Raw genomic sequence first — 25,234 nt, 5'->3', positions numbered from 1 at the left:
AAAGGGAGGCTGAGAAGTTAAGAGACGTGTTGCAAAAATTCCTGCAAGCGCTGGCTCGGCGGATTTTTGATCAACACCTGCGGATCGCCATCTTCCGCAATCCGGCCTTTGTCGATAAAGATCAGGCGCGAAGCTACTTTCTCGGCAAAACCGATTTCGTGGGTCACGATCACCATCGTCATCCCTTCTTCAGCCAGATCTTGCATAACCTTCAGCACTTCATGGCGCAGTTCCGGGTCAAGAGCGGAAGTCGGTTCATCAAACAGCATCATTTTCGGCTTCACCGCCAGCGCGCGGGCAATCGCCACACGCTGCTGTTGACCACCAGAAAGTTCGGAAGGGTAGTGATGTGCACGTTCTGCCAGACCGACTTTCGCCAGCAGCTCACGCGCCAGTTTTTCCGCCTCTTCTTTGTTCGCGCCACGCACGCGTAGCGGGCCAAACATGACGTTTTCCAGCGCCGTCAGATGCGGGAAGAGGTAAAACTGCTGGAACACCATACCTGCTTCCTGGCGAATCAGGCGCTCGTCAACTTTCGGATCGTTAACCTTCAGGCCATCGACAATCAGATCGCCGGAGGTGATTTCTTCCAGTTTGTTGATGCAGCGCAGCAGGGTCGATTTACCGGAACCGGACGGCCCGATAATCACCACGACTTCGCCCTGGGCAATGTTCAAATCGATATTGTGCAGCACCTGGGTTGGGCCAAAGTGCTTGGAGACGTTTTTAAATTCAATCACAGGATTTTCATCCTTCTTTCCAGACGACGCAGAATAAAGCTCAGCACCAGGGTAATAATCAGATAGAACACCGCCACGGCGCTCCAGATCTCAAGGGCGCGGAAGTTACCGGCAATAATTTCTTGCCCCTGACGGGTCAGTTCCGCCACGCCGATAACAATAAACAGCGAGGTGTCTTTAATGCTGATGATCCACTGGTTACCCAGCGGCGGCAGCATACGACGCAGTGCCAGCGGTAAAATGACGTAGCGAATGGTTTCCCAACGTGAAAGACCGAGCGCCAGTCCTGCTTCACGAAAACCTTTGTGGATAGACAGCACCGCACCACGCGTGATTTCCGCAATGTACGCGCCGGAGTTGATCATGATGGTGACCACCGCCGCAGTAAATGGGTCGATGCGTAAGTCGTTAAACGCCATCGGCAGGGCGAAATAGATAAACATCACCTGGACGACGATAGGTGTGCCGCGGATCACTTCAATAAAGACCAGCGCGACGTGGTTGGCTATCCAACCACCGAAGGTGCGTGCAAAACCTGCCAGCAATCCGATTACCAGACCGCCAGCCAGACCGAGGACCGATATCCACAGGGTCATTTTGGCACCTTCAATCAGAAGCGGAATGGCAGGCCAGATAGCACTCCAGTCAAACTGCATATGTTGTTCCTGTTACCGTGGTGTAAATAATCAAATTCAGGGTAATTAATGGCCCCGGAGCGGGTTTGCGCCCCTCACCCTAATCCTCTCCCCAGAGGGGAGAGGGAACTGCCAGTGCGCTTTACAGGTGTAGCGTTATTATTTCGGTTCAGTACCGAACCATTTTTTGTAGATTTCGTTGTAAGTTCCGTTCTCGCGCAGGGTTTTCAACGCGCCGTTGACTTTGTCACGCAGCTCGTCGCTACCTTTCGGGAACGCAATACCGTATTGCTGCGCTTCCAGAGAGTCACCTACCGCTTTGAACTGACCGTTACCGGCGGTTTTGATGAAGTACAGAATGTTTGGCGTATCGTGCAGAACGGCGTCTGCGCGGTTGGTGCCCAGTTCCATATAGGCGTTATCGATGTTCGGGAACTGACGCAGATCTTTAGTTTTGATGTTTGCTTTCGCGTAATCAACGGAGCCAGTGCCGCTCTTCACCGCAACCACTTTCCCGTCGAGATCTTTCACGCTTTTCACATCGTTATTGTTAGCTTTCACCATCACTAACAGGCCGCTTTTGTAGTAGCCGTCAGAGAAATCGATCGCTTTTTTACGCTCGTCGGTGATGGTAATGCCCGCCAGCGCCAGATCGACGTTTTTGGTTTGCAGTGCCGGAATGATCCCACTGAAATCCATCGGCTTCAGTTCGTAATCCAGCTTCAGCTCTTTAGCGATGGCAGCCCACAGATCAACGTCAAAGCCCACATATTTATCGCCCTGTTTAAATTCAAACGGAACGAAGGCGGTATCCGTCGCGACAACTAATTTTTTATCCGCGGCATGAGAAGAAACCGCAAAAGCCAGGGTCAGTGCAGCCAGTGAAACTTTTAATACAGACTTCATAGCATTTCCTTTTTTCTATCCACGGGACGATCCCCTGCGTGACATTCACATATATGAAAAAATCGTGCCAGTTTTGCAACTCATTGATTTTTCGAGATGCGGCAAAAACGTGATGCACGATTTATAGGGCAATACCCTGAAGATGCACCATTCTGGGGCACCAAACTGGTGCGCTAAAAATGTGCACTCAATACAGTGATTATTTAGCGTAAAACCTGATGAAAAAACAATCTTTATGTAACGATTGTGTGATGATGTGGATACAAAAAATTTACTTAATCAGCTGGGGATAGCAGATGGATGCACTAAATAAGTGCGTTGAGGCGGGCTGCAAAACAAAACGGCCTCCTGTCAGGAAGCCGCTTTTACCGTGTACTAAAGTTCTGCACCATCAGCGATGGATTTATTCGATGTTAGACTCGATAAACCACAGGAATTTATCCAGGTCGCGAGACGCGGCGGTCAGGATATCTGCGGTGTCGTCATCTTTCGCTTCGCCAATCGCTTTGCGTACGTCATTAGCGACGATTGCGTAACGGTCAGCCAGTTCTTTCAGGTGATCCTGAACGTTGTGGATGTCCAGCGGGTAACTTTTCAGCGGGGTTTTGCTGTTGATAACTTGAGTGGTCCCCAGAGCTACACCGCCCAGCTGCACGGCACGTTCTGCCATGGTATCCAGATGATCGATCAGTGCAGTGCGGAAGCCATCCAGCATTTCATGTACGGCAATGAAGTTAGCGCCGCGCATGTTCCAGTGCGCTTGTTTGGTAATCAAAGAAAGATCAATAAACTGGATAACCTGGCGATTCAGCAACTCTACTGTTGCTTTTTTCTCGCTGTCAGAGACATCGTTGCGGGTATAAAGCAGATTGGTCGCTTTTGATTTAACTAATTTAGCGGTACTCATAATTTCATATCCTCTTGATGTTATGTCCCAGTAATTAACGAGACTAAGTATAGCACCGGCTATGTGTTCCGCTATTCTGGCTGTTCCTATCACACTAATAGTGGTAACAAGCGTGAAAAACAAAACTAATAAAGATTCAATGAGTTAGATATATTGATAAGAACAATTCTTATTTATTTACTCGCCAGGAATTTTCGGAATAAATATGCTTTTGCATAATTCGATATATAAAGACGGTGTAGAGGAAAAGTAGCGAGAAATTCTGCATGGTTATGCATAACCATGCAGAAATGTAAATTTAATTAATGTCTAATTCTTTTATTTTGCTCTCTTTGCGTACTGTCAGCGTAGAACCCATTGAAGCGGCGATAATTGCGCCGAGCGCCAGCAGCTGTATGGGTGTCAGTGTTTCTCCGAGGAAAATCATCCCGGAAACGGCAGCCAGCGCCGGTTCCATGCTCATCAGCGTACCAAATGTCCGTGTTGGCAAACGGGTGAGGGCAATCATTTCCAGCGAATAAGGCAGAGCGGTCGAGAGAATAGCGACCGCCAGACCCAATGGAATAACCGACCAGTGCCAGAGTGCTTCACCAGCCTGAAGCGCTCCAATTGGCACGAAAATTAACGCTGCAATCAACGAACCAATTGCCACCGTCGCAGGGCCATGTTCCGCTCCTGCGCGTTGCCCACTTAAAATGTAAATAGCCCAACAAGCCCCGGCCCCCAGTGCCAGCGCACAGCCGGTTAAATCGACATGGGAAACGTCTTGCCCCAGCGGTAGCAGGAACCACAGACCAAGAACCGCCAGCACAACCCAGACGAAATCTACCGGGCGACGAGAAGAGAACAGCGCCACCGCCAGTGGTCCGGTGAACTCCAGCGCCACCGCAATACCCAGCGGTACCGTCTGAATAGAGAGATAAAAAAGATAATTCATCCCACCCAGCGAAACGCCGTAAAACAACAGCGGTAACCGTTGCTCTTTGGCAAAGCGCAGTCGCCATGGCTTAAAGAACGCGATGAGGATCAGCGTTCCTAATGCCAGGCGCAGTGCAGTGACACCCGGTGCGCCCACCAGAGGAAAAAGTGACTTAGCTAACGAGGCTCCACCCTGAATAGACGCCATGGCAACGAGCAATATGACTATTGGTAACCAGACCGGCATTTTACGTAATGAACCAGGCATCCTTTCTCCCACAAATATCTAGACTTAAGTAAAGCGTGGAGTGTACTGGATATACCCAATGCTGGTTGAGCATTTGTTGAAAAAATTTTCCCCCGTTTTGACTAAAATGCGCCAGGATTGATGGAATCATTAGTCTGGTGATTAGGAATAATCTGGATGAATGACAGGGAAAACATGCGTAATACTTACGCAGTTCTCTGAAAAAGTGATTTAAATTTAGATGGATAGCGGTGTATGGAAACGTTCTGTTACATGAAATGGCCCGTTAGACATCACAAATCGCGAAGAGTTTCCCATTAATTTTTGATATATTTAAAACTTAGGACTTATTTGAATCACATTTGAGGTGGTTATGAAAAAAATTGCATGTCTTTCAGCACTGGCCGCAGTTCTGGCTTTCACCGCAGGTACTTCCGTAGCTGCGACTTCTACCGTAACTGGCGGTTACGCACAGAGCGACGCTCAGGGCCAAATGAACAAAATGGGCGGTTTCAACCTGAAATACCGCTATGAAGAAGACAACAGCCCGCTGGGTGTGATCGGTTCTTTCACTTACACCGAGAAAAGCCGTACTGCAAGCTCTGGTGACTACAACAAAAACCAGTACTACGGCATCACTGCTGGTCCGGCTTACCGCATTAACGACTGGGCAAGCATCTACGGTGTAGTGGGTGTGGGTTATGGTAAATTCCAGACCACTGAATACCCGACCTACAAACACGACACTAGCGACTACGGTTTCTCCTACGGTGCTGGTCTGCAGTTCAACCCGATGGAAAACGTTGCTCTGGACTTCTCTTACGAGCAGAGCCGTATTCGTAGCGTTGACGTAGGCACCTGGATTGCCGGTGTTGGTTACCGCTTCTAATCGCTTTGGTGATATAAAAAATCCGCCTCTCGGGGCGGATTTTTTGTTTTAAGGTTTCGGGTCGAAAATATCGGTTCCGAGATGGTTATAATCCACCTTCTGTAACTGGAAGTTGGTGATGTATATTGGCCCGGCTTTCTTCTCAGATATAAACGGGTATTTGATGTTAATTTCCTTCGCTTTAATTCCCGTCCACTGCGAGAAAAAGCCTAAGAAGTCATTGGCTGAGCGGCGGGCTTTAATCACCCGATGCGCTTTATCGTCGCTGGAAATGACCATAAAAGGCACCTGGAAATTTTGCTGATACTTATCATCATGGGCAAGGTATTGCACGTCTTTGCCGCGCTCTTTAAAGGCCAGACCGTGGTCAGAAAAGTAAACCAGCGAGAAGCTGCTGCCGCTGTTGCGTAACTGATCGTACAGCTTGCGCAGTAAATCGTCCGTTTGCGTCATAGTATAGAGATAGCACGACGTTTCTTTCGATTGTACAAAGGTTTCATATTTGCCTTGTGTCCGGTCGCAGGCCTGCGGATGCGAGCCCATCAGATGCAGAACAATCAGCTGCGGTTGCGAGTGCTCTTGCGCCAGCACTTGAGCGGTCATATCCAGTAACGCTTCGTCTTTCGTGTTTTTATCTGCTTCAAAATTACCTTCTTTCAGGAAGTACACTTCATCTGCTCGTTTGGCGATGCTGGCGATAGCGGTATCGTATTCGCCGATTTGACCCTGGTTGGAAAACCACCAGGTCTGGAAGCCCGCGCGATTTGCCAGGGTGACAAAGTTATCCTGAAACTGTGGCTTGCCATCGACAACGCGATTGAGCGTTAAGCCAAGCGATTTCTGCGTGGAGCCACTGGCGGCAATGTAGTCAGCAAATATCAAACCGTTAACGCTGCTGGCAAACGGGGTATTGTCCCAGTGACCGCCAAAGGCACCGAGGGCATCGCGACGCGCGCTTTCACCGATCACCACCACATAGGTCTGATACTTCGGCTTAACGGCAGTGACCGTCCAGGTATCTTTCATTCCGGAAAGTTTTGCCATCCGTTCTTGCTCTTCAATCACCTCGTTATTATTGACGATGACATCCTTAGCAAAACGAAATACCGGATAGCCAGTATCTTTCAGTTTAAATACGCCACCCCAGGCCAGGTTTTGCACGGGAGCAACAAAAAATGTCGCCACACTGAATACCAGACACAGGCTGTCGAAGGTATTCCAGCGCGCTTTTTCATTCTCTTTTTTTCGCCTGATTGCTATTACGCCGAGCGCAAAAATAAATAAGCCGACCAGGTAGCTGTACCACGGAAAAATCGTCAGGATTTCGGTCGACTCTTCCATATTGGTGGAGTGCAATGCCAGCAATGTATTGAAATTAGGCGCGCCGTAGGCCTGAGCAAAAGGGAAATAACAAGCCGCCACCAGCGAACTGACACCGACCAGAACTTTTTGTACGCGAGGCAATGTTCGCCATAGCAAAAGCAAAATAGCCGTAAACGCAGCGGTGTAGAGCAAACTGAAGGGGTAACCTAAGCCGAGGTTAATTAATAGCGACTGTAAAAAGTAGAACGCAGTCCACGGGCTAAATACCCGGCTACGGGTAACAAGCGATTCTTTGAGGGTTAAATTCATATGCCACTATCGTAACAAACGCCATGTGCTTACCCTGGCGTCAAGGGTCAATACCTGCAAGAGTGCGTGAAGAGGGGAAAGGGGTCCGCATCCGCGAGCCGCAATATACGCAGGGCTGCAAGAAGATAGAGCGAGCCGCCGTTCAGGTCAACTACTGACGAACAAATCTTTTGCGAAGGGGATTGCAAATCCGACAAAAAGTGGGGTTTTTCAGACCAAAACGCGTTATGCCTGCATGAAAGCAGGAGGGAAGCGGCGTACCGCGACGCCGCTATTTATCGGAAGGTTTATCTTGCTGCGGTTTGTTGTTGACCATATCGCACAACATAGAGAGCAGCATTAACCGTACTTTAAAGGGAGAATGACTAAACACGCGCATACACCTCTTGAACTCATTCATAAGACCTCCTGACTTGCTAATCCCGTCGATCCTTGAGGGATGATTGCATTACATACAGATATAGCACAGGCTATATTATTTAGCTATTGCTAAAACGTTAATTTTTTGTACCTTCGCAACTCTGGTTTACAATGTGCGCACGAAATGAGAACGCTATGTATGCGTCACCATAATGAGGAAGCACAATGAGTCGTCGCGCAGGTACGCCAACAGCAAAAAAAGTGACGCAGTTAGTGAACGTGGAAGAGCACGTTGAAGGGTTCCGCCAGGTCAGAGAGGCGCATCGGCGCGAGCTTATTGATGATTACGTTGAGCTGATTTCTGACTTGATCAGGGAAGTGGGGGAAGCTCGTCAGGTAGACATGGCTGCTCGTTTGGGAGTTTCGCAACCGACGGTGGCTAAAATGCTTAAGCGACTGGCAACTATGGGGCTGATTGAAATGATCCCCTGGCGTGGCGTGTTTTTAACGGCAGAAGGAGAGAAGCTGGCGCAGGAAAGCCGCGAGCGACATCAGATAGTCGAAAATTTCTTGTTGGTGTTGGGCGTCAGTCCGGAAATCGCCCGTCGCGACGCGGAAGGCATGGAGCACCATGTTAGTGAAGAGACGCTCGACGCTTTTCGTTTGTTTACCCAGAAACACGGTGCCAAATGAGCCTGCCTTTTTTACGCACGCTGCAAGGCGATCGTTTTTTTCAGTTATTAATTCTTGTTGGTATCGGATTAAGTTTTTTCGTTCCCTTTGCACCGAAATCCTGGCCTGCTGCTATCGACTGGCACACCATCATCACCTTAAGCGGCCTGATGCTGCTGACCAAAGGTGTGGAGTTAAGCGGTTATTTTGATGTGCTGGGGCGCAAAATGGTGCGCCGCTTTGCTACGGAGCGTCGGCTGGCGATGTTTATGGTGCTGGCGGCGGCGCTGCTTTCTACCTTTCTGACCAACGATGTCGCGCTGTTTATTGTTGTTCCGCTGACTATCACGCTAAAAAGACTGTGTGAGATCCCGGTTAATCGGCTGATTATTTTTGAGGCGCTGGCAGTCAATGCTGGTTCGCTACTGACGCCAATTGGCAACCCGCAAAATATTCTTATCTGGGGACGTTCTGGTCTTTCGTTTGCCGGATTTATTGCCCAAATGGCACCGCTGGCTGGTGCAATGATGCTGACACTCCTGCTGTTGTGCTGGTGTTGTTTCCCTGGAAAGGCGCTGCAATACCATACGGGGGTGCAAACGCCGGAGTGGAAACCGCGGCTGGTGTGGAGTTGTCTGGGACTGTATATCGTCTTTCTGACGGCGCTGGAGTTAAAACAAGAGCTGTGGGGACTGGTGATTGTGGCGGTGGGCTTTGCGCTGCTGGCACGTCGCGTGGTGTTGAGTGTGGACTGGACGCTGCTGCTGGTGTTTATGGCGATGTTTATCGACGTCCATTTACTGACCCAGCTTCCAGCGTTGCAAGGCGTGTTGGGTAACGTGAGTCATTTATCTGAACCCGGATTATGGTTAACGGCAATCGGTTTATCGCAGGTGATCAGTAACGTGCCGAGTACCATATTGTTGCTGAACTATGTGCCGCCGTCTTTATTACTGGCATGGGCGGTAAACGTAGGTGGCTTTGGGTTATTACCCGGATCGCTGGCAAATTTGATTGCGCTACGTATGGCGAACGATCGCCGCATCTGGTGGCGTTTCCATCTCTATTCAATACCGATGCTGTTGTGGGCGGCGCTGGTGGGATATGTTTTGTTGGTTATGATCCCGGCCTGGTAAGGTCTGGCAAATAAAAAAGGCGGATTATGAGTCCGCCTTTGTTTTACGTTTTGACGATTAATTCAGACGAACCGGCATCCCGGAACGATTTTTGATCGCTTCATCAAGAACAACCTGGTCAACATCTGGCTGACCGGTCACTGTCTGCACGCTCTTCGTCAGGGTAATTGGCACAATTTCCTGACCTTCAAACTGGGCTTCGGTGGTAGACAGCGGATTATGGACTTCAATATAACGGCTGCCGTCTGGCTCGGTGGTCGCTTTTACCGGCTCATCAATAAACTGTACGCGGGTACCGACCGGTACTTTCTCGAACAGGAATTTGATGTCTTCGTTACGCAGACGCACACAACCATGACTTACACGCAGACCGATACCGAAGTTGGCGTTGGTGCCATGGATAGCATACAGGCGACCGATGTAGAGTGCATACAGCCCCATCGGGTTATCCGGACCTGCCGGAACGACAGCCGGAAGCGGTTCGCCCGCAGCGCGGTACTCTGCGTGCATTTTGGCGGTCGGCGTCCAGGTCGGGCCTGCTTTCTTACGCTCAACTTTGGTGGTCCAGTTGATAGGCGTATCTTTGCCTAACTGACCAATGCCGATCGGCAGCACGATAACGGTGTTGGTCCCTTTCGGATAGTAATACAGACGCATCTCTGCACTGTTAATGACGATGCCTTCATGAACGGTATCCGGCAGGATCAGCTGCTGCGGAATGTTCAGTACAGTACCGCCTTTCGGCAGGAAGGTATCCACACCCGGGTTCGCTTCCATCATATTGGAAAGCCCCATCTGGTACTCCGCGGCAAAATACTCCAGCGGCTGAGTGTTACCTTCAGGAATGGTGATCACCTGATTCTGACCAACCAGGCGACTCCCGTCGGTTGGCAGAGGATAAGTTACCGCAGAGGCGGTACTGCAAAAGCCGACAACAGCGAAGGCCGCTGCGAATAATGTTTTCAATTTCATATTCATGTTAAGCGAGATTTTGTGCCTGGCAGGCCATTGGGTTGAGAATATTAGAGTATTGGAAGCGCATTATAAGTTCATTCCAGCTCACAGTGAAATCAGATGTGTACGAAATCACATTTTTTGCCTTTGGCTTGAGTGTAGACCTTAAGCGAGGAGCAGGATCTTCTTTCAGACTTATGGCATAATGCGCGGTTTGTCATATCTCTTTTCAGGATACGCCTGTGTTAGTTTCCAGTAACGTCACCATGCAGTTCGGCAGTAAGCCGTTGTTTGAAAACATTTCCGTCAAATTTGGCGGCGGCAACCGTTACGGCCTGATTGGCGCGAACGGTAGTGGTAAATCCACCTTTATGAAGATCCTCGGCGGCGACCTTGAGCCGACGCTGGGTAACGTTTCCCTCGATCCCAACGAGCGCATTGGTAAACTGCGTCAGGATCAGTTTGCCTTTGAAGAGTTCACTGTGCTGGATACGGTGATCATGGGGCATAAAGAGTTGTGGGAAGTGAAGCAGGAGCGCGACCGTATCTATGCTTTGCCGGAAATGAGTGAAGAAGACGGCTATAAAGTGGCCGATCTGGAAGTTAAATACGGCGAAATGGACGGTTACTCTGCGGAAGCTCGCGCCGGTGAATTGTTGCTTGGCGTGGGAATTCCAGTGGAACAGCACTACGGCCCGATGAGTGAAGTTGCTCCTGGCTGGAAGCTGCGTGTGCTGTTGGCGCAGGCGCTGTTTGCTGATCCGGATATTCTCCTGCTCGACGAACCGACCAACAACCTCGACATCGACACCATTCGCTGGCTGGAACAGGTGCTGAACGAGCGTGACAGCACCATGATCATCATCTCGCACGACCGTCACTTCCTTAACATGGTTTGTACCCACATGGCGGATCTGGATTACGGCGAGCTGCGCGTTTATCCGGGCAACTACGATGAGTACATGACGGCGGCGACCCAGGCGCGTGAACGTCTGCTGGCTGATAACGCCAAGAAGAAAGCGCAGATTGCTGAGCTGCAATCTTTCGTTAGCCGCTTTAGCGCCAACGCCTCGAAATCTCGCCAGGCAACTTCGCGCGCGCGCCAGATTGATAAAATCAAACTGGAAGAGGTGAAAGCCTCCAGCCGTCAGAACCCGTTCATCCGTTTTGAACAGGATAAGAAGCTGTTCCGTAACGCGCTGGAAGTGGAAGGTCTGACCAAAGGGTTTGATAACGGTCCACTGTTTAAAAATCTCAACCTGCTGCTGGAGGTCGGTGAAAAACTTGCGGTACTGGGTACCAACGGCGTCGGTAAATCAACGCTGCTGAAAACGCTGGTGGGCGATCTGCAACCGGACAGCGGCACCGTAAAATGGTCTGAAAACGCGCGCATTGGTTACTATGCTCAGGACCACGAATATGAGTTTGAAAATGATCTGACCGTGTTCGAATGGATGAGCCAGTGGAAGCAGGAAGGCGATGACGAGCAGGCGGTACGCAGCATTCTCGGTCGTTTGCTGTTCAGCCAGGACGACATCAAAAAGCCAGCTAAAGTGCTTTCCGGTGGAGAAAAAGGGCGGATGCTTTTTGGTAAGTTAATGATGCAGAAGCCGAACATTCTGATCATGGACGAACCGACCAACCACCTGGATATGGAATCCATCGAGTCACTGAACATGGCGCTGGAACTGTATCAGGGCACGCTGATCTTTGTTTCACACGACCGTGAGTTCGTAAGCTCCCTGGCGACCCGCATTCTGGAAATCACCCCGGAACGCGTGATCGACTTTAGCGGTAATTACGAAGATTACCTGCGTAGTAAAGGGATCGAGTAAGTTATTATCCGTCACCCCGATACTGTCGGGGTGACGGCGGCTGATGACAAACGCAAGATTGCCTGATGCGCTATGCTTATCAGGTCTACGCAGTACCTGTAATATATTGAATCTGCAGGATTTTGTAGGCCAGATAAGGCGTTAACGCCGCATCAGGCATTAAGAAAGCGCACTTGTCAGCAATCTGAGTAACGTCGAATCGATTTTCTTAATCCCACATCAATTCACTTCCATTAACTCTCAAACATCCATGCCCAACGCTCGCTTACCGTGAATGTTGAGGTCAGCAAGCGTAAAGCGTCCTTCCCAGTTTGTTTCATAGTCCTCGCGCGGGAAGTCGCCCGGCGATGCGCCTTTTTCCAGTGCGGCCTTCACCTTGTGCGCGTAGGCAAGATTTTTCTCGCACATCGGTGCCGCAGGAATGTACATCACGTTGCCCCAACCCTGTTGATTTTCAACGGGGGCAACGGAATGGATGACGTCGCAGTGCCACCAGACGGAGTCTCCGGCCTCGAGTTTTGGAATGCTGGTTAACGCCTCAATTAACAGTGGATGCCATTGCTCTGATACCGGCAACACTCTTCCGGGCGCTACGCCGCACAGTTCATCCTCCGGCACATCATCAAGCAGCGGACGTAACAGTACGTACGCCATGGCTTCAGGAATGGGCACGACGTGCAGCAACCCCTGACTAGGCAGCATATCAGAGAGCGCTGTCCAGCCCTGGAATGTCCGAAACACGGAACATTTGGTGGTGTTGTCCACCGTGTACTCTTCAACTTCCGTACGATGTGCCGCATGCCAGGGATCGTATTTCGCCAGATTGCCATTAAAGACGTTAGCGAAAACGTGCTGATACGCTGGAAGCAGCCAGCGTTCCAGCGCCCCGGAGTCGGTATGCGCTCCAAGACCTTTGGAGGTCGTTCCGGGCGGACGGCGGCGGATACGGTCAGGGTAGATGACGCTCACATCCGGGTTAAACCATTGCTTTCCATCACTTTCAAATGTCCACAGACGATTGAGAAACGACTGCGCATTCGCCATTTCTTCACTCTGGCGGGCCTGCATTTGCGCCTGCGACCAGTAGATGGGGTAAATCTCGGGACGTGAAGCGCTGAGCGTCCCGAAGAAATTATCGCCGGGGCCTTTGTAGACCTCGTCAAAGCGGTTGCGGTCCAGATAGTCCAGCATCGACTGATCCCAGCCTAGCGCTTGTTCGCGGGGGAAATGGCCTTTTATCACCGCACAACCGCGACGTTTAATCTGTTCGCGCTGCTCTGCAGTAACATGACCTGCTTTGATATCGGCATAAGACAGCACCGGCCAGACGGCATCGCCCTGTGCTTTGAGTGCGTTGATTTCAGCCACTCGCGTGGCAATGTCATCGCTTAGCTGATTAAAGATCTGCTGGACGTCGCCAAGCTGCGCCCGCAGCGCGTGCTTCATCTGACGGATAGCTGCTTTGTGATCGGCAGGCAATGTGTCGCTGGTAAAAGTAGAAGCCATAACCACCTCGCATTAACTTTCATTCGAAACTATGCTGATTTGCATGTGACAATATAAGTTATAAATAAGTTAATGCAAGTTTAATGATTTGATGTGATGTACAGGATGTAAAAAGAAGGGATAACCGGAGCGCATGGCTCCGGTAGAGAGGTCAGCTGTTAAAAGGGGATGTGTTATCCAGTACAGCCTGAATCACATTCAGCGCGCCTTCATGATTATTATCATCGGTAGCGTAACGGGCGATTTGTTTAATGTTTTCCGCAGCATTGCCCATCGCAAAGGAATAACGCGCCATTTTCAGCATCTCCGCATCGTTACCGCTGTCGCCAATCGCTACCACATTTTGCGGTGACAGATCCCAGCGTTTCAGTAACCGCGAAATACCGTTTGCTTTATGTAGACCGGGAATAATCAGGTCGATAAAGCCAAAACCACTGGTAACGGGTTTCATAATGCCATCCAGCGCTATGTGCAGTTTGTCGATCACTAACGGGATTTGTTCATCCGGCAGGTTGAGCGAAAACTTGAACAGTACGTCGTCAATTTCCTGATAATCTTTTACAGGTTTCAGGCGATGGTAGTGTTTTGCCATCAGTGCGACGAATGCTTCGGGGGCATTTTCGCTGACATATGCACTTTGCAGACCGCAGGCGACAAAATTGAGTTGCTTATCTTTTAGCAACTCGCCAATAACAATCCGCGATTCATGTCGGGTCAGTTCGCCGTGGAACAGTTGCTTGCCATGTTCGTAAACCAGTGCGCCGTTTTCCGCGACAAAAGAGATCTCATCCTTTAGCTCAGGAAAGAACGAAATAAGCTGGTAATACTGATTACCGCTGGCGACAACGAACTTGATGCCGCGCTTTTTCAGTTCCTGATATTGCGCCATAAAACGTGGTTGGTTGTACGTTTTGGCGTCGTTAAGAAAAGTACCGTCCATGTCTGTGACGATAACTTTTACGCTCATAGGTGTGCTCCTGGCTCGAAAATGAAACCGTAACAGTGTAATAACAATGTGACGCAGAGCACAAATTATATTTCGAATGAAAGTGAGAGTGAAATTGATGGTGTGAATGATTTAGCCCGGCGACGTCTCCGCCGGGCTGAGGGGATTACAGCATATGTTCGGTACGGGCGATGATATCGTCCTGAGCGTCTGGAGAGAGCGCGGTGAAGAAGGCGGAATAACCCGCGACACGCACTACCAGATCGCGATACTGATCGGGATGTTTTTTCGCATCCAGCAGCGTTTCGCGGGAAACGATGTTGTACTGAATATGCCAGCCTTTATGCACCTCGAAGAAGGTGCGCAGCAGGATCATCAGTTTCTGCTTGTCAGATTCGTTCTCCAGTGTGGCTGGATTCAGTTTCTGGTTGAGCAACACGCCGCCGAGAATCGCTGCCGTAGGCAGTTTACCCACCGAGCCAATGACCGCAGTAGGGCCAAGATGATCAGTACCGGAAGCCGGGCTTGCGCCTTCTGCCAGCGGGGTATGCGCTTTACGTCCGTCCGGCGTTGCCATAGTCTGCGCGCCAAACGGTACGTTAGCGGAGATAGACGACGTACCCGCGTAATAGTTGCCGCCAACCGGACCACGACCGTAGCGTGGGTTATGGTACTGTTTCAGTTCGTCGATATAGGTCTGATAAGCGCGAGCCAGCAGCGTATCGACAGTATCATCGTCGTTGCCGTACTTCGGCGCACCGTTAATCAGCCGCTGACGCAGCTGCTCGTGAGTCAGGCCGTCGAAGTCATCTGCCAGTGCGGCAGCAAGCTGTTGCTGACCAATCGCGCCCTGTTCAAATACCAGTTTCTTCACGGCCGCCAGGCTGTTGCCGAGGTTGGCAATGCCAACCTGCAGGCCAGAAACCCAGTCATATTTCGCGCCGCCTTGCTTGATGCTTTTCGCTCGCTCAATACAGTCATCCACCAGCGCCGAGCAGAGAATATCGTGCACGTTCTCTTCCAGCATGGTGTCGACGACATATTCGATTTCGATTGATTTACGCGTGTAGTAACGGATTTGCGTATCCCACGCGTCCATCACTTCATCGAAGTTGTTGAAGTTACCTGCCGACAACGCTTTTTCTTGTGGCAGGAACACTTTGCCGCTGGTGGCATCACGCCCGCCTTCCAGCGCCGCCAGCATCACGCGGGCGAAGTTGATAAAGCTCATGCCGGTACAGCGATAGCCCCATTTGCCACCGACGGCGGTTTCTATACAACCAATCGCTGCGTAGTCGTAAGCGTCCTGCGGTTCAATACCGAGTTTAATAAATTCCGGGATCACGATTTCGTCGTTGTTGAACGCCGGCATCCCGAAGCCGCAGCGGATCACCTGCACACAGGCGTCGAGGAAATCGTTGCTCATTCCCGCGTGGTAGCGCACGCTGAGGTTAGGCTGAGTCGAACGCAGACGGCCGCAGGACTCAAGGATCGCGTAAGAGAGGGGATTCACCGCGTCCATTGGTTGACCATCAACCAGATTTTGTCCGCCAATGGTGACATTCTGATACAGAGGACTTCCCGCAGAGGCTTTCGAGTGCGAGCCGGAGCGGATTTTGTTCACTTCCAGCAATTTCAACCAGCAGCTATGCAGCAATTCGATGGCGTGTTCGCGATCCAGCGTCTGTTTCAGTTCAACATCACGACGATAGTACGGGTAGAGATACTGGTCCATACGACCAAACGATACCGAGTGACCGTTAGATTCGATCTGCAATATCAACTGGATGAAGTAACACAGTTGCAGCGCCTGCCAGAAAGTCTGCGGCGGCTGGTGGGCGATGAGATCGCAGTTTTCTGCTATCGCCAGCAGTTCATCGCGACGGCTTTCGCGGGTTTCGGTCGCGGCCATTTCACGCGCCAGGGCAGCGAAACGTTCAATATGTTCACTGACTGCCACCAGCACGATATCAATCGCTTTCAGGAATTGCTCACCGTGTAAATCTTCCAGCACCGTCAGGTTGATGCGCGAGCGACGTTCCGCTACTTTCTCGCGCAGACCATCAAGCCCTTTTTCCAGCAGCAGCGGGAAATTGACCGCCAGGTGCGCATCGCCGGAGGTCATATTGCCTTCCGCTTTAATGATGCCGGTCGCCAGCAGACCTTTTTGCTCATCGGTAAACATGCCGTAGCAGCGATCCTGTACGGTCTGACCGCGCCACCACGGGCACACTTCATGCAGAACGCGTTTGTTCTCTTCGCTCACCGCAAAGCCAGCACCGGGACGATCTGCCAGATCATCAATCTCTTTTTCGATCCACGAGACGGTATATTCCGGGAAGATCGGCGCGGCGCGAACTTCGCTTGCCTGGTTGCCAATGATCAACTCATCGTGTTTGATCCAGATGGTGCGATTCGCCAGGTGATGTGCCAGCGCCAGCGCGCGTCGTACCGGGATCGGCTTATCGAGATGTTGTTGATACATCTCGGTATAGTGCTGCGCGCGCTCGGTACAAACCGGCGGTTTCACAATATGCACCAGCGCATTTTTGTGCGCTTTAATGCGGTCGCTGAGCGTGTCCAGTTTCAGTGTGGTCATGGTTGTTATCCTCGTAAGGTCGCGGTTAACCCTTTCTGGCAGGCATACTGCTGGGCAAAGTCGAGCAGTTCTGGCGCATCAAGCGGTTTTTCCGGGGCGTCATAGGGCAGATTAAGTAAGTGATATTTGTTGATGCCTAGCGTGTGGTAGGGCAGGAAATGAATTTCGCCAACGTGCAGCTCGTCGGCGGCAAAATCGGTAATGGCTTTTACAGAGGTTTCGTCGGCATTAAAGCCCTGAATCAGCGGCACGCGGATAATGATTTTTTTGCCCGCTGAGGCGAGTTTTTTCAGGTTATCCAGCACTCTGGCGGCGTTACCGTCGGTCCACTGTTTAAACGGCGCGTCGGCAACGTGTTTTAAATCGGCAAGAAACAGATCGATATAGGGCAGAGAAGGGGCGATATATTTCCACGGCACATGCAGACAGGTTTCTACCGCAGTATGAATGCCAGCCTCGTGGCTGGCTTGCAGTAGCGCCATCGCCATTTCCGGCTGCATAAACGGTTCACCGCCAGAAAGCGTTAAGCCGCCGCCGCTGCGATCGTAAAACGGTTTATCGCGCAGAACGGTCGCCATGATCTCCTCAACGCTTTTCACTTCCCCACACACGGTTAACGCCTGTGTCGGGCAGCAGTCGGTTAACGCCGTCAGATGCTCCGGGGTTAACTTTTCCCGATGAATAAGCAAACCATTCAACGCACGCTCAATCACGTCCGGCGCGGCCTTAGCGCACAGCTCGCAGCCTTCCAGACACAGTCGTGCGTCATACAACAGATCCTGCGTGCGGGCGCGGCTTTCCGGGTTCTGACACCAGCGGCAGCCCAGCGAACAGCCTTTAAGAAATACGACCGTGCGGATACCGGGGCCATCATGGGTCGAGTAGCGCTGAATATTGAAAATCATAGTTGCCTCTCTGTTTCGTTCAAGCATTAAAATACTTTCGAATGAAAGTTAGATTGATGTGCGTCAACTGTTCAGAGAGTTTTCCCGTGATAGTCTACATTCAGACAAAAAGTACATTTTGAGGATGGTTATGGAACTGTATCTGGATACTTCAGACGTTGTTGCGGTGAAGGCGCTGTCACGTATTTTTCCGCTGGCGGGTGTGACTACTAACCCAAGCATTATCGCCGCGGGTAAAAAACCGCTGGAGGTTGTGCTTCCGGAACTTCATGAAGCGATGGGCGGTCAGGGGCGTCTGTTTGCCCAGGTAATGGCTACCACTGCTGAAGGGATGGTGAATGACGCGCTTAAGCTGCGTTCTATTATTGCGGATATCGTGGTGAAAGTTCCGGTGACCGCCGAGGGGCTGGCAGCGATTAAGATGTTAAAAGCGGAAGGGATTCCGACGCTGGGAACCGCGGTATATGGCGCGGCACAAGGGCTGCTGTCGGCGCTGGCAGGTGCGGAATATGTTGCGCCTTACGTTAATCGTATTGATGCTCAGGGCGGTAGCGGCATTCAGACTGTGACCGACTTACACCAGTTATTGAAAATGCATGCGCCGCAGGCGAAAGTGCTGGCAGCAAGTTTCAAAACCCCGCGTCAGGCGCTGGACTGCTTACTGGCAGGATGTGAATCAATTACTCTGCCGCTGGATGTCGCACAACAGATGATTAGCTATCCGGCGGTTGATGCCGCTGTGGCGAAGTTTGAGCAGGACTGGCAGGGAGCGTTTGGCAGAACGTCGATTTAACCGGACGTTCTGCATCCTCGTAAATTGCTGATGACGTGGCGGAGTGCCGCGTCTTATCAGGCCTGAAGGTGGCAATTACTGCCCGCACACCTCACACCCCGGATTACTCATCAGTTTCATTTCGCGAAACTGACAGGTCATCGCATCGTACATGACGATTTTCCCGCTGGCCGGTTTACCATAACCTGCCAGCAGTTTGATCGCTTCCATTGCCTGCAATGAACCAATTACGCCGATCAACGGTGCCATCACGCCTGCTTCTACGCAGGTTAACGCGTTCTCGCCAAACAAACGGCTAAGGCAGCGATAGCACGGTTCGCCGTCCTGATAAGTGAAGACCGTGATTTGACCTTCCATACGAATTGCCGCGCCGGAAACCAGCGGCACCTTCGCGGCAAAACAGCCTGCGTTCAGTTGATTACGTACCGCAACGTTATCCGTACAGTCGAGCACCAGATCGTGTTCAGCAATCAATGCTGCAAGTTCTGCGTCATCCAGCAGTGCATTGACTGGCGTAATCGCGATATGTGGGTTGATCCGCGCCAGGGCGTCACGGGCGGATTCCACCTTCGGTTGCCCGACCGTAGCATCACTGTGCAGCGTCTGGCGTTGCAGATTCGAGAGCGAAACCGAGTCGAAGTCGAGCAGCGTCAGGTTGCCGACACCGGCGCTTGCCAGATACTGCGAAGCTGCGCAGCCGAGTCCACCGAGGCCGACTACCAGCACACGAGAATCTTTTAGCGCCTCCTGACCGTCAAAATCAAAACCGCGCAGAATGATTTGCCGGTTGTAGCGCAGCATCTCCTGATCGCTGAGTTCCGCCATTACAGGCCTCCGAACAACGCGTTAAACGGTTCTACTTCCACCCATTCGCCCACTTCCACATTGCCGCGATCGCGTTCCAGTACGATAAAGCAGTTGCCGAGGCTAAAGGAGCTAAATATATGTGAACCCTGATGTCCGGTGGTCGTCACTTCCAGTTCGCCATCGGCGTTGCGGTGCAGCACGCCGCGCTGGAAATCAAGACGTCCTGGCGTTTTTTTCAGGCGGGACGCTGTGCGTACGCGCTGGCGCGCGGGCAGGCCGCTGGCGGTGTTGCCGCTTAGTTTTGCCAGCAAAGGCTGTACCAGTTGATAGAAGGTCAGCGTCGCTGAAACCGGGTTGCCCGGCAGGCCGCAGAACCAGCTATTGCTGAGTTTACCGAACGCGAACGGTTTACCTGGTTTAATCGCTAGCTTCCAGAAGGCGATCTCCCCCAGCTCTTCAAGAATCGTTTTGGTGTAATCCGCTTCACCCACTGAAACACCGCCGGAACTGATCACCACATCCGCCTGGCTGTCGGCTTCAATAAATGCGGCGCGCAGGGCATGGGGATCGTCGCGGATAATCCCTAAGTTGATTACCTCGCATCCCAACTGTTCTAACATCAGGTGTACGGCGAGACGGTTGGTATCGTAGATTTGGCCGTCGCCCAGCGGCTGACCGGGCAACTGGAGTTCATCACCGGTAGAAAAAAGCGCTACACGCACTTTACGAATCACCGGAACTTCGGCAATCCCCAGTGAAGCAATTACTGGCAGCTCTGCGGTAGTCAGGCGAGTTCCCGCCGGGAAAACAACCGCACCTGCAGAGATATCTTCACCGCGACGGCGAATATTTTGCCCGCTACGCACTTCAGCAGTAAAACGCACGCCATTGTCCGTTTGTTCAGTCTGCTCCTGCATCACCACCGCTTCGCAGCCTTCCGGCACCGGCGCACCGGTCATAATACGAATGCAGGTACCCGCAGGCCATTCACCATGGTATGGCTGACCGGCAAAGGATTTACCGGCAACGGGCAGCGGTTGCCCGGAGGCAATATCGGCTAAACGCACCGCGTAGCCGTCCATTGCGGAGTTATCAAACCCCGGAACATCAAGCGGCGAAACGACATCGCTCGCCAGAATACGACCAAAACACTGTACCAGTGGCAGCGTTTCCTGGGCGGTCAGTGGGGTGACGCGAGAAAGCATCTCATTAAGCGCGGTGTCGAGCGACATCAATCCGGTGGTAAATTCCATGAAAACACTCCTGCGGAGGCAAAATCGAATTTGCCTATTATGTCAGAAAAACGCCACAGACTGTATGCCACCTCGGGCGTAGCGCTGGGTCCTGCCTTTACATGCCATATCCATCTTTCTATATTCAAAAATTGAATGAGTAATTCATAAAAATTCTGATATTTATAGCAAAAGTGGCGAGCCACCCTTAATGGACGAATACTATGGGCAAAGCAGTTATTGCAATTCATGGTGGCGCAGGTGCAATTAGCCGCGCGCAGATGAGTCTGCAACAGGAATTACGCTACATCGAGGCGTTGTCTGCCATTGTTGAAACCGGGCAGAAAATGCTGGAAGCGGGCGAAAGTGCGCTGGATGTGGTGACGGAAGCGGTGCGTCTGCTGGAAGAGTGTCCACTGTTTAACGCCGGAATTGGCGCTGTCTTTACGCGTGATGAGACCCATGAACTGGACGCCTGTGTGATGGATGGTAACACCCTGAAAGCCGGTGCGGTGGCGGGCGTTAGTCATCTGCGTAATCCGGTTCTTGCCGCCCGGCTGGTGATGGAGCAAAGCCCGCATGTGATGATGATTGGCGAAGGGGCAGAAAATTTTGCGTTTGCTCATGGCATGGAGCGCGTCTCGCCGGAGATTTTCTCCACGCCTTTGCGTTATGAACAACTACTGGCAGCGCGCGAGGAAGGGGCAACAGTCCTCGACCATAGCGGTGCGCCACTGGATGAAAAACAGAAAATGGGCACCGTAGGGGCCGTGGCGTTGGATTTAGACGGCAATCTGGCGGCAGCCACGTCCACGGGCGGAATGACCAATAAATTACCCGGACGAGTTGGCGATAGTCCCTTAGTGGGGGCCGGATGCTACGCCAATAACGCCAGTGTGGCGGTTTCTTGTACCGGCACGGGCGAAGTCTTCATCCGCGCGCTGGCGGCATATGACATCGCCGCGTTAATGGATTACGGCGGATTAAGTCTCGCGGAAGCCTGCGAGCGGGTAGTAATGGAAAAACTCCCTGCGCTTGGCGGTAGCGGTGGCTTAATCGCTATCGACCATGAAGGGAATGTCGCGCTACCGTTTAACACCGAAGGAATGTATCGCGCCTGGGGCTACGCAGGCGATACGCCAACCACCGGTATCTACCGTGAAAAAGGGGACACCGTTGCCACACAGTGATGAACTTGATGCCGGTAATGTGCTGGCGGTTGAAAATCTTAATATTGCCTTTATGCAGGACCAGCAGAAAATAGCTGCGGTCCGCAATCTCTCTTTTAGTCTGCAACGCGGTGAGACGCTGGCAATTGTTGGCGAATCCGGCTCCGGTAAGTCAGTGACTGCGCTGGCATTGATGCGTCTGTTGGAACAGGCGGGCGGTTTAGTACAGTGCGATAAAATGCTGTTGCGGCGGCGCAGTCGTGATGTGATTGAACTTAGCGAGCAGAGCGCTGCACAAATGCGCCATGTGCGCGGTGCGGATATGGCGATGATATTTCAGGAGCCGATGACATCGCTGAACCCGGTATTTTCTGTGGGTGAACAGATTGCCGAATCAATTCGTCTGCATCAGAACGCCAGTCGTGAAGAAGCGATGGTCGAGGCGAAGCGGATGCTGGATCAGGTACGCATTCCGGAGGCACAAACCATTCTTTCACGTTATCCGCATCAACTCTCTGGCGGGATGCGCCAGCGAGTGATGATTGCGATGGCGCTGTCATGCCGCCCGGCGGTGCTGATAGCCGATGAGCCAACCACCGCGCTGGATGTCACTATTCAGGCGCAGATCCTGCAATTAATCAAAGTATTGCAAAAAGAGATGTCGATGGGCGTTATCTTTATCACTCACGATATGGGCGTGGTGGCAGAGATTGCCGATCGGGTACTGGTGATGTATCAGGGCGAGGCGGTGGAAACGGGTACCGTCGAACAGATTTTTCATGCACCGCAACATCCTTACACCCGTGCGCTGTTAGCTGCTGTTCCGCAACTTGGTGTGATGAAAGGGTTAGATTATCCCCGACGTTTCTCATTGATATCGCTTGAACATCCAGCGAAACAGGAACCCCCCATCGAGCAGAAAACGGTGGTGGATGGCGAACCTGTTTTACGGGTGCGTAATCTGGTCACCCGTTTCCCTTTGCGCAGCGGTTTGTTGAATCGCGTAACGCGGGAAGTGCATGCCGTTGAGAAAGTCAGTTTTGATCTCTGGCCTGGCGAAACGCTATCGCTGGTGGGCGAGTCTGGCAGCGGTAAATCCACTACCGGGCGGGCGTTGCTGCGCCTGGTCGAATCGCAGGGCGGCGAAATTATCTTTAACGGTCAGCGAATCGATACCTTGTCACCCGGCAAACTTCAGGCATTACGCCGCGATATTCAGTTTATTTTTCAGGACCCTTACGCTTCGCTGGACCCACGTCAGACCATCGGTGATTCGATTATCGAACCGCTGCGTGTACACGGTTTATTGCCAGGTAAAGACGCGGCTGCACGCGTTGCGTGGTTGCTGGAGCGCGTGGGCCTGTTACCTGAACATGCCTGGCGTTACCCGCATGAGTTTTCCGGCGGTCAGCGCCAGCGCATCTGCATTGCTCGCGCGTTGGCATTGAATCCAAAAGTGATCATTGCCGACGAAGCCGTTTCGGCGCTGGATGTTTCAATTCGCGGGCAGATTATCAACTTGTTGCTCGATCTCCAGCGTGATTTCGGCATTGCGTATCTGTTTATCTCCCACGATATGGCTGTGGTAGAGCGGATTAGTCATCGTGTGGCGGTGATGTATCTCGGGCAAATTGTTGAAATTGGTCCACGGCGCGCGGTCTTCGAAAACCCGCAGCATCCTTATACGCGTAAATTACTGGCGGCAGTTCCGGTCGCTGAACCGTCCCGACAACGACCGCAGCGTGTACTGCTGTCGGACGATCTTCCCAGCAATATTCATCTGCGTGGCGAAGAGGTGGCAGCCGTCTCGTTGCAATGCGTCGGGCCGGGGCATTACGTCGCACAACCACAATCAGAATACGCATTCATGCGAAGATAACATTCAGGCGGAGAATAAAATGGCAAGAGCTGTACACCGTAGTGGGTTAGTGGCGCTGGGCATTGCGACAGCGTTGATGGCATCTTGTGCATTCGCTGCCAAAGATGTGGTGGTGGCGGTAGGATCGAATTTCACCACGCTCGATCCGTATGACGCGAATGACACGTTATCTCAGGCCGTAGCGAAATCGTTTTACCAGGGGCTGTTCGGTCTGGATAAAGAGATGAAACTGAAAAACGTGCTGGCGGAGAGTTATACCGTTTCCGATGACGGCATTACTTACACCGTGAAATTGCGGGAAGGAATTAAATTCCAGGATGGCACCGATTTCAACGCCGCGGCGGTGAAAGCGAATCTGGACCGGGCCAGCGATCCGGCGAATCATCTTAAACGCTATAACCTGTATAAGAATATTGCCAAAACGGAAGCGATCGATCCGACAACGGTAAAGATTACCCTCAAACAGCCGTTCTCAGCGTTTATTAATATTCTTGCCCATCCGGCGACCGCGATGATTTCACCGGCAGCGCTGGAAAAATATGGCAAGGAGATTGGTTTTCATCCGGTGGGAACCGGACCGTATGAACTGGATACCTGGAATCAGACCGATTTTGTGAAGGTGAAAAAATTCGCGGGTTACTGGCAGTCAGGATTGCCCAAACTGGACAGCATAACCTGGCGTCCGGTGGCGGATAACAACACCCGCGCGGCAATGCTGCAAACCGGTGAAGCGCAGTTTGCTTTCCCCATTCCTTACGAGCAGGCCGCACTGCTGGAGAAAAACAAAAATATCGAGTTGATGGCCAGTCCGTCAATTATGCAGCGTTATATCAGTATGAACGTGACGCAAAAGCCATTCGATAACCCGAAGGTCCGTGAGGCGCTGAATTACGCCATTAACCGCCCGGCGCTGGTGAAAGTGGCCTTCGCGGGCTATGCAACGCCAGCTACTGGTGTGGTACCGCCGAGTATCGCCTACGCGCAAAGTTATAAACCGTGGCCTTACGATCCAGTGAAAGCGCGCGAATTACTGAAAGAGGCGGGATATCCCAACGGTTTCAGTACCACGCTGTGGTCGTCACATAACCACAGCACCGCGCAGAAAGTGCTGCAATTTACCCAGCAGCAGTTAGCGCAGGTCGGGATTAAAGCCCAGGTGACTGCGATGGATGCCGGACAGCGGGCGGCAGAAGTTGAAGGTAAAGGGCAAAAAGAGAGCGGCGTGCGGATGTTCTACACTGGCTGGTCGGCTTCAACCGGCGAAGCGGACTGGGCGCTATCGCCACTGTTCGCCTCGCAAAACTGGCCACCGATGCTGTTTAATACCGCATTTTACAGCAATAAACAGGTGGATGACTTCCTGGCTCAGGCACTGAAAACGAATGATCCGGCGGAAAAGACCCGCTTGTATAAGGCGGCGCAGGATATCATCTGGCAAGAGTCGCCGTGGATCCCGCTGGTGGTAGAAAAACTGGTGTCGGCACACAGTAAAAACCTGACCGGTTTTTGGATCATGCCAGACACCGGCTTCAGCTTTGAAGACGCGGATTTGCAATAAGCAACGCAG

Annotated in this window: 23 protein-coding genes; 9 read left to right on the top strand and 14 right to left on the bottom strand. The window is 51.9% G+C overall.

Translation table 11 applies throughout. The features are described 5' to 3' along the window. Positions 1-17 precede the first annotated feature (17 nt). The 5 genes from glnQ to rhtA form a co-directional block, all read right to left on the bottom strand. Positions 18-740 (bottom strand): glutamine ABC transporter ATP-binding protein GlnQ, encoded by a 723-nt coding sequence (gene glnQ, locus OQV04_RS10700; RefSeq protein ID WP_000569080.1) that lies wholly within the window; start codon positions 738-740, stop codon positions 18-20. Further along, complete coding sequence (gene glnP / locus OQV04_RS10695) at positions 737-1,396, bottom strand: glutamine ABC transporter permease GlnP (RefSeq protein ID WP_001159065.1); 660 nt, start codon at positions 1,394-1,396, stop codon at positions 737-739. Before glnP ends, glnQ begins: the two co-directional genes overlap by 4 nt. A gap of 138 nt (positions 1,397-1,534) precedes the next feature. Continuing rightward, entirely contained in the window at positions 1,535-2,281 is a 747-nt protein-coding gene (gene glnH, locus OQV04_RS10690) for a glutamine ABC transporter substrate-binding protein GlnH (RefSeq protein WP_000843866.1), read from the bottom strand. A 403-nt stretch (positions 2,282-2,684) separates the two neighbouring features. Further along, positions 2,685-3,188 (bottom strand): DNA starvation/stationary phase protection protein Dps, encoded by a 504-nt coding sequence (gene dps, locus OQV04_RS10685; RefSeq protein WP_000100800.1) that lies wholly within the window; start codon positions 3,186-3,188, stop codon positions 2,685-2,687. A gap of 298 nt (positions 3,189-3,486) precedes the next feature. Next, the gene (rhtA, locus tag OQV04_RS10680) at positions 3,487-4,374 is read right to left on the bottom strand and encodes a threonine/homoserine exporter RhtA (RefSeq protein ID WP_001295297.1); all 888 of its coding nucleotides are present in this window, start codon (positions 4,372-4,374) and stop codon (positions 3,487-3,489) included. 234 nt (positions 4,375-4,608) lie between these two features. On the opposite strand from rhtA, the gene OQV04_RS10675 reads away from it, so the two are divergent. Both OQV04_RS10675 and ompX read left to right on the top strand, forming a co-directional pair. Beyond that, complete coding sequence (locus OQV04_RS10675; protein ID WP_120795379.1) at positions 4,609-4,674, top strand: protein YliM; 66 nt, start codon at positions 4,609-4,611, stop codon at positions 4,672-4,674. Positions 4,675-4,726: 52 nt separating this feature from the next. After that, the gene (ompX, locus tag OQV04_RS10670; RefSeq protein ID WP_001295296.1) at positions 4,727-5,242 is read left to right on the top strand and encodes an outer membrane protein OmpX; all 516 of its coding nucleotides are present in this window, start codon (positions 4,727-4,729) and stop codon (positions 5,240-5,242) included. A 48-nt stretch (positions 5,243-5,290) separates the two neighbouring features. On the opposite strand, the gene opgE is transcribed toward ompX, so the two are convergent. Together opgE and mntS are read right to left on the bottom strand one after the other, a co-directional pair. Then, positions 5,291-6,874: a phosphoethanolamine transferase gene (gene opgE / locus OQV04_RS10665; RefSeq protein ID WP_001054678.1), complete on the bottom strand. Its 1,584-nt coding sequence runs from the start codon at positions 6,872-6,874 to the stop codon at positions 5,291-5,293. A 271-nt stretch (positions 6,875-7,145) separates the two neighbouring features. After that, complete coding sequence (gene mntS / locus OQV04_RS10660; RefSeq protein WP_001001761.1) at positions 7,146-7,274, bottom strand: manganase accumulation protein MntS; 129 nt, start codon at positions 7,272-7,274, stop codon at positions 7,146-7,148. 185 nt (positions 7,275-7,459) lie between these two features. Here mntS and mntR point away from each other — a divergent pair, with 185 nt between their 5' ends. Then, a complete protein-coding gene (gene mntR / locus OQV04_RS10655) occupies positions 7,460-7,927 on the top strand; it encodes a manganese-binding transcriptional regulator MntR (RefSeq protein WP_000091016.1) in 468 nt (155 codons plus the stop codon). Continuing rightward, positions 7,924-9,042, top strand: coding sequence for an anion transporter (locus tag OQV04_RS10650; RefSeq protein WP_000056453.1), 1,119 nt, complete (start codon positions 7,924-7,926; stop codon positions 9,040-9,042). The genes mntR and OQV04_RS10650 overlap by 4 nt, the downstream gene beginning before the upstream one ends. Positions 9,043-9,099: 57 nt before the next feature. Here OQV04_RS10650 and ldtB read toward each other — a convergent pair whose 3' ends face one another. Further along, positions 9,100-10,020: a L,D-transpeptidase gene (gene ldtB / locus OQV04_RS10645; protein WP_001056384.1), complete on the bottom strand. Its 921-nt coding sequence runs from the start codon at positions 10,018-10,020 to the stop codon at positions 9,100-9,102. A 218-nt stretch (positions 10,021-10,238) separates the two neighbouring features. On the opposite strand from ldtB, the gene OQV04_RS10640 reads away from it, so the two are divergent. Beyond that, positions 10,239-11,831, top strand: a complete 1,593-nt coding sequence (locus tag OQV04_RS10640) for an ABC-F family ATPase (protein WP_000961458.1) — start codon at positions 10,239-10,241, stop codon at positions 11,829-11,831. 240 nt (positions 11,832-12,071) lie between these two features. On the opposite strand, the gene OQV04_RS10635 is transcribed toward OQV04_RS10640, so the two are convergent. The 4 genes from OQV04_RS10635 to OQV04_RS10620 form a co-directional block, all read right to left on the bottom strand. Further along, on the bottom strand, positions 12,072-13,337 hold the full coding sequence (locus OQV04_RS10635; RefSeq protein ID WP_000168788.1) for a DUF1479 domain-containing protein: 1,266 nt from the start codon (positions 13,335-13,337) through the stop codon (positions 12,072-12,074). A gap of 151 nt (positions 13,338-13,488) precedes the next feature. After that, positions 13,489-14,304 (bottom strand): sugar-phosphatase YbiV, encoded by an 816-nt coding sequence (gene ybiV, locus OQV04_RS10630; RefSeq protein ID WP_000114270.1) that lies wholly within the window; start codon positions 14,302-14,304, stop codon positions 13,489-13,491. 145 nt (positions 14,305-14,449) lie between these two features. Further along, a complete protein-coding gene (locus tag OQV04_RS10625) occupies positions 14,450-16,882 on the bottom strand; it encodes a glycyl radical protein (protein ID WP_000209324.1) in 2,433 nt (810 codons plus the stop codon). A 5-nt stretch (positions 16,883-16,887) separates the two neighbouring features. Further along, positions 16,888-17,787 carry a glycyl-radical enzyme activating protein gene (locus OQV04_RS10620; protein ID WP_032280573.1) on the bottom strand — a complete coding sequence of 300 codons (900 nt, stop codon included), beginning with the start codon at positions 17,785-17,787 and terminating at the stop codon, positions 16,888-16,890. A gap of 130 nt (positions 17,788-17,917) precedes the next feature. On the opposite strand from OQV04_RS10620, the gene fsa reads away from it, so the two are divergent. Continuing rightward, positions 17,918-18,580 carry a fructose-6-phosphate aldolase gene (gene fsa / locus OQV04_RS10615; protein WP_001424155.1) on the top strand — a complete coding sequence of 221 codons (663 nt, stop codon included), beginning with the start codon at positions 17,918-17,920 and terminating at the stop codon, positions 18,578-18,580. A 75-nt stretch (positions 18,581-18,655) separates the two neighbouring features. Here the strand turns inward: fsa and moeB are convergent, their stop codons facing one another. Further along, a complete protein-coding gene (moeB, locus tag OQV04_RS10610) occupies positions 18,656-19,405 on the bottom strand; it encodes a molybdopterin-synthase adenylyltransferase MoeB (protein ID WP_032280574.1) in 750 nt (249 codons plus the stop codon). Next, complete coding sequence (gene moeA / locus OQV04_RS10605; protein ID WP_000397360.1) at positions 19,405-20,640, bottom strand: molybdopterin molybdotransferase MoeA; 1,236 nt, start codon at positions 20,638-20,640, stop codon at positions 19,405-19,407. Before moeA ends, moeB begins: the two co-directional genes overlap by 1 nt. Positions 20,641-20,843: 203 nt before the next feature. Here moeA and iaaA point away from each other — a divergent pair, with 203 nt between their 5' ends. The 3 genes from iaaA to gsiB are packed head-to-tail and all read left to right on the top strand — an operon-like array spanning position 20,844 to position 25,225. Beyond that, positions 20,844-21,809: a beta-aspartyl-peptidase gene (gene iaaA, locus OQV04_RS10600; protein ID WP_000513761.1), complete on the top strand. Its 966-nt coding sequence runs from the start codon at positions 20,844-20,846 to the stop codon at positions 21,807-21,809. Beyond that, positions 21,796-23,667 carry a glutathione ABC transporter ATP-binding protein GsiA gene (gene gsiA / locus OQV04_RS10595; RefSeq protein WP_032280575.1) on the top strand — a complete coding sequence of 624 codons (1,872 nt, stop codon included), beginning with the start codon at positions 21,796-21,798 and terminating at the stop codon, positions 23,665-23,667. Before iaaA ends, gsiA begins: the two co-directional genes overlap by 14 nt. Before the next feature lie 19 nt (positions 23,668-23,686). After that, complete coding sequence (gene gsiB, locus OQV04_RS10590) at positions 23,687-25,225, top strand: glutathione ABC transporter substrate-binding protein GsiB (protein ID WP_032280576.1); 1,539 nt, start codon at positions 23,687-23,689, stop codon at positions 25,223-25,225. Positions 25,226-25,234 lie beyond the last annotated feature (9 nt).

Origin of the sequence: Escherichia sp. Lx600-2, assembly GCF_036662595.1 — a bacterium.
Taxonomy (GTDB): Bacteria; Pseudomonadota; Gammaproteobacteria; order Enterobacterales; family Enterobacteriaceae; genus Escherichia; species Escherichia coli.
Note: the sequence above shows the minus strand (reverse complement) of the source record. Positions and strands in the feature narration are given on the sequence as shown.

Excerpts from the sequence above, each read along its gene's own strand:
- gsiB (WP_032280576.1), top strand. The coding sequence starts at position 23,687 with ATGGCAAGAGCTGTACACCGTAGTGGGTTAGTGGCGCTGGGCATTGCG.
- ompX (WP_001295296.1), top strand. The coding sequence starts at position 4,727 with ATGAAAAAAATTGCATGTCTTTCAGCACTGGCCGCAGTTCTGGCTTTC.
- moeA (WP_000397360.1), bottom strand. The coding sequence starts at position 20,640 with ATGGAATTTACCACCGGATTGATGTCGCTCGACACCGCGCTTAATGAG.
- OQV04_RS10635 (WP_000168788.1), bottom strand. The coding sequence starts at position 13,337 with ATGGCTTCTACTTTTACCAGCGACACATTGCCTGCCGATCACAAAGCA.
- ldtB (WP_001056384.1), bottom strand. The coding sequence starts at position 10,020 with ATGAATATGAAATTGAAAACATTATTCGCAGCGGCCTTCGCTGTTGTC.
- fsa (WP_001424155.1), top strand. The coding sequence starts at position 17,918 with ATGGAACTGTATCTGGATACTTCAGACGTTGTTGCGGTGAAGGCGCTG.
- rhtA (WP_001295297.1), bottom strand. The coding sequence starts at position 4,374 with ATGCCTGGTTCATTACGTAAAATGCCGGTCTGGTTACCAATAGTCATA.
- moeB (WP_032280574.1), bottom strand. The coding sequence starts at position 19,405 with ATGGCGGAACTCAGCGATCAGGAGATGCTGCGCTACAACCGGCAAATC.
- glnP (WP_001159065.1), bottom strand. The coding sequence starts at position 1,396 with ATGCAGTTTGACTGGAGTGCTATCTGGCCTGCCATTCCGCTTCTGATT.
- iaaA (WP_000513761.1), top strand. The coding sequence starts at position 20,844 with ATGGGCAAAGCAGTTATTGCAATTCATGGTGGCGCAGGTGCAATTAGC.
- opgE (WP_001054678.1), bottom strand. The coding sequence starts at position 6,874 with ATGAATTTAACCCTCAAAGAATCGCTTGTTACCCGTAGCCGGGTATTT.
- ybiV (WP_000114270.1), bottom strand. The coding sequence starts at position 14,304 with ATGAGCGTAAAAGTTATCGTCACAGACATGGACGGTACTTTTCTTAAC.
- mntS (WP_001001761.1), bottom strand. The coding sequence starts at position 7,274 with ATGAATGAGTTCAAGAGGTGTATGCGCGTGTTTAGTCATTCTCCCTTT.
- glnH (WP_000843866.1), bottom strand. The coding sequence starts at position 2,281 with ATGAAGTCTGTATTAAAAGTTTCACTGGCTGCACTGACCCTGGCTTTT.
- dps (WP_000100800.1), bottom strand. The coding sequence starts at position 3,188 with ATGAGTACCGCTAAATTAGTTAAATCAAAAGCGACCAATCTGCTTTAT.
- OQV04_RS10650 (WP_000056453.1), top strand. The coding sequence starts at position 7,924 with ATGAGCCTGCCTTTTTTACGCACGCTGCAAGGCGATCGTTTTTTTCAG.
- OQV04_RS10620 (WP_032280573.1), bottom strand. The coding sequence starts at position 17,787 with ATGATTTTCAATATTCAGCGCTACTCGACCCATGATGGCCCCGGTATC.
- mntR (WP_000091016.1), top strand. The coding sequence starts at position 7,460 with ATGAGTCGTCGCGCAGGTACGCCAACAGCAAAAAAAGTGACGCAGTTA.
- OQV04_RS10625 (WP_000209324.1), bottom strand. The coding sequence starts at position 16,882 with ATGACCACACTGAAACTGGACACGCTCAGCGACCGCATTAAAGCGCAC.